The sequence below is a fragment of the Mesobacillus sp. genome, from assembly GCF_049588175.1.
Taxonomy (GTDB): domain Bacteria; phylum Bacillota; class Bacilli; order Bacillales; family Cytobacillaceae; genus Mesobacillus.
The window spans coordinates 1-4,176 of record NZ_JBAVFI010000788.1; the positions used below are offsets into that span (position 1 = coordinate 1).

Here is a 4,176-nt window from a genome sequence, read left to right on the forward strand (position 1 = left end):
CCTGTGGGAGCGGCCAAGGCGAGACCCCGCAGGAGCAAAGCGACGAGGAGACTGACCTGACGCCCCGCGAAAGCGAGTGCCTGGAGCGGAAATCAACAGACAAGTTTAACACAGCCTATAATTTAAAGTTTTGAGGCCCTTCCGGATTTTCGGGAGGGCTTTTTTCGATGTTAATTTTAAAAAAACTATATTAAATGTGGTTAAAGTTCTAATTGGATAGGGTAGTGAGGAATAGAGCAATTTTATAGTAGAAAGGAAGATGAAGCTTTGTCTGGCAAAATAAATGTTTCTATCAACGGCGCCGAAGTGTCGGCTACTGAAAATCAAACAATCCTTCAATACCTTTCAGACAGCTCGATCGAAGTTCCAAGCGTTTGCTACCATCCCAGCCTGGGACCAATCGAGACATGTGATACATGTATTGTTGAAGTGAACGGGGAAATGGTCAGATCCTGTTCTACCAAGATGAAAAATGGAGATGTCATTGATACAGTTGCGCCTGAAGTTAAGAAGGCACAGACAATGGCAATGGATAAGATTCTTTTTAATCATGAACTATACTGTACTGTTTGTGATTACAATAATGGGACATGTGAGGTACATAACACAGTAAAAGAAATGAAAATCAACCACCAGAGCATCCCATTCGATCACAAACCATATGAAAAAGATAGTTCAAACCCCTTTTACCGGTATGACCCTGATCAATGTATTTTGTGCGGCAGATGTGTAGAGGCTTGCCAGGATGTTCAGGTTACTGAAACATTGAGAATTGACTGGGAACGAGACCGTCCTCGTGTTATCTGGGATAACGATGTTCCAATCAATGAATCTTCCTGCGTTTCATGTGGTCATTGCTCAACGGTATGTCCATGTAATGCAATGATGGAAAAAGGGATGGAAGGAGAAGCAGGCTTCCTGACTGGAATCGCCAAAGAGACGCTCCGTCCGATGATTGAAATTACAAAGGGGGTAGAAACGGGTTACGGGTCCATCCTCGCTATTTCCGATATGGAATCAGCAATGCGAGAATCAAGAATTAAGAAGACTAAAACAGTATGTACCTACTGCGGTGTAGGCTGCAGTTTTGACGTGTGGACGAAAGGCCGTGAGATCCTTAAAGTGGAACCTCAAATCGATGCGCCTGCCAATGGGATCTCTACTTGTGTAAAAGGTAAATTCGGCTGGGATTTCGTTAACAGCGAGGAGCGTCTTACCAAGCCGCTGATCCGTGACGGTGAAAGCTTTAGGGAAGCGGAGTGGGAGGAAGCGCTTGGCTTAATCGCCAGCAAATTTACAGAAATCAAGAATGAATATGGTCCAGACTCACTAGGATTTATTACATCTTCAAAATGTACAAATGAAGAATCCTATCTTATGCAAAAGCTTGCCAGAGCAGTAATCGGCACGAATAACGTAGATAACTGTTCGCGGTATTGCCAGACTCCGGCTACGGTTGGATTATTCCGGACTGTTGGCTATGGAGGAGACGCAGGGTCCATCAAGGATATTGCGATGTCAGAACTCGTCATCATCGTCGGATCCAATACTTCTGAAGCTCACCCGGTACTGGCGACACGAGTTAAAAGGGCACAAAAGCTAAATGGCCAAAAGGTAATTGTGGCTGATTTGCGTAAACATGAAATGGCTGACCGAGCAGACTTGTTTGTAAGGCCCAAAGCCGGAAGCGACTTAATATGGCTATCAGCTGTAACAAAGTACATCATCGACCAGGGCTGGGCAGACGAGAAATTCTTAAATGATAAAGTCAATGGACTTGGAGAATACGTTGAAAGTCTTGATGGTTTTACACTGGAATACGCCGAGAAAACAACTGGGCTATCCAAAGAAACGCTAATTCAAATTGCTACTATGATCCATGAAGCTAAAAGCGTTTGTACATTATGGGCAATGGGGGTTACCCAGCATCTTGGCGGCAGTGATACAAGTACTGCGATCTCGAACCTCTTGTTGATCACTGGCAACTACGGACGTCCGGGAACGGGAGCATATCCTCTCCGTGGTCATAATAATGTCCAGGGAGCCAGCGATTTCGGAAGCAGTCCAGAGCATTTGCCTGGGTACCAGCGCGTAGATAATGAAACTCTGCGTCAAAAGTTTGAACAGGCATGGGGAACCGAACTTCCTGCAGATCCTGGAATCAATAACCACGACATGATCGATGGAATGCATGCCGGCACCCTAAAAGCTATGTATTTAAAAGGGGAAGAAATGGGGCTAGTTGATTCAAATATCAATCATGTCCATGCAGCATATGAAAAACTGGATTTCTTTGTTGTCCAGGATGTTTTCTTTACAAGGACAGCGCAATTTGCGGATGTAGTTCTTCCGGCAAGTCCAAGCTTTGAAAAAGAGGGAACATTCACTAATACTGAACGCAGAATTCAGCGATTGTATCAGGTGTTTGACCAGCTTGGCGAGTCCAAACCAGATTGGCAGATCATTTTAGAAGTCGCGAATCGTCTCGGAGCAGGCTGGGAGTATGAGCATCCTGGTGAAATCATGGCAGAAGCAGCAATGCTGATGCCGATTTACTCAGGAGTAACGTATGAAAGGCTTGAAGGCTATAACAGTTTACAGTGGCCGGTTAATCAGGATGGCACTGATACACCTGTCCTTTATCTGGATCATTTCCCGTTCCCGGATGGAAAGGCGCGCCTGGTCCCAGTCAAGTGGTCGATTCCAATTCAATATGGTGAAGAATATGACATCCATGTCAATAATGGCCGCTTGCTAGAGCACTTCCATGAAGGGAATCTGACCTACAAATCAAAAGGAATCACTTCAAAAACACCTGAAACTTTCCTAGAGGTTTCCCCGGAGCTTGCCGAAGAAAGAGGCATCCAGAATGGGACGCTTGTAAGGCTTACATCTCCTTATGGAAACGTAAAAGTAAAATGTCTTGTCACTGACAGGGTACAAGGGAAAGAAGTGTATTTGCCAATGAACGACAGCGGAGAAGCGGCAATCAACCTGATTACAAGCAGCTTTGGCGATAAGGATACAGACACCCCTGCTTATAAGGAGACAAAAGCGAAAATGGAGATTTTGCAGCATGAAGGTGTCAATCCATTGCCGCATAATAATTTCCGATACGGTAATCCTCAGCCGCAGATTGGCGTCCAGGTGCAGAAGAAGTGGGCGCGTCCGGATTATATCTTCCCGGGCGATCTTGTGAAAAAGGAGCGGACTCAGCATGGCTAAAGCGATTACGAAGATTCACCATATCGAATTGTCAGAAGATCAAAAAAGAAGAATGGATCTGGAGGAAGTCGAGAGCGCCCTGCTAGATAACAAGGATGCAATTTTACAATCACTGGATGTAGTTAAACATATGCATGATCGTGGAGTTTTGGCATTGCTGAGTGGATTGTTCAGCGAGGGTGACAAGGTTCTAAATGTATTGATAAAAGCAGCTGACAAACCAGAGGCTACAAATACTCTGAAAAATCTGTTGCTTATGGTCGGCGTTTTGGGAACAATCAATGTTAAGCAGCTCGAACCGCTGCTGCTGAAATTGAACTCTGGGATTGCAAGAGTGGCAGAATACAAGGATAACGATGACAAATTAGGCTATTTTGATATTGTCAGATCATTGAAGGATCCAGAAATCAACCGCGCCCTGACTTTACTTTTTGAATTTCTGAAAGGGATGGGTGAGGATACGAGCGGTCTAGAGAGGACGACTCAGCTTCCAGAAGACCAGGATTTGCACCAAAGCAAGGATGGGACGCTCGAGAGGTAATTGCAAAGTATGAGCAGGCAGCAGGCTTACTAGCTTGCTGCCTTTTTTAAAATTTACGGAAGGACGGTGAAACGAAGGTTCCTCATGACAAGCCGCAAGTTTGAAAGCTTCAGTATTTGGTTAAAAGTAAAAGACTGATAGGGAAAAATTAATTAGGGGGATGGCTGTTGTGGAACCAGTCGAAGTCAAAAGGGAAATTCTTCGTTTTGGAGATGGCCAGGCCGAAAGAATGGTAGACAGTGTCGTAACCGAATTTACTGTCACTGTTAAGCTGAACGGGCATGAATTTGTCACGATGGTTTGTACCCCTGACTACATCGAAGAAATGGTAATTGGCTATCTTGCTTCAGAGGGCATCATTAGAAAATTCACTGATATTGAAGATATATGGATCCAGGAACAAACGGGTT

Annotated in this window: 3 protein-coding genes; all 3 read left to right on the forward strand. The window is 44.7% G+C overall.

The features are described 5' to 3' along the window. Positions 1-267: 267 nt before the first annotated feature. Positions 268-3,225 carry a formate dehydrogenase subunit alpha gene (fdhF, locus tag WB217_RS19185; RefSeq protein ID WP_423994936.1) on the forward strand — a complete coding sequence of 986 codons (2,958 nt, stop codon included), beginning with the start codon at positions 268-270 and terminating at the stop codon, positions 3,223-3,225. After that, positions 3,218-3,766 carry a DUF1641 domain-containing protein gene (locus WB217_RS19190; protein ID WP_423994937.1) on the forward strand — a complete coding sequence of 183 codons (549 nt, stop codon included), beginning with the start codon at positions 3,218-3,220 and terminating at the stop codon, positions 3,764-3,766. Before fdhF ends, WB217_RS19190 begins: the two co-directional genes overlap by 8 nt. Positions 3,767-3,995: 229 nt before the next feature. Beyond that, positions 3,996-4,176, forward strand: a 181-nt coding sequence (locus tag WB217_RS19195) for a formate dehydrogenase accessory sulfurtransferase FdhD (RefSeq protein WP_423994939.1), incomplete at its 3' end; no start/stop codon positions are given.

What these genes read in the sequence shown, in the direction of transcription:
- WB217_RS19190 (WP_423994937.1), top strand. Translation starts at nt 3,218, where the DNA reads ATGGCTAAAGCGATTACGAAGATTCACCATATCGAATTGTCAGAAGAT.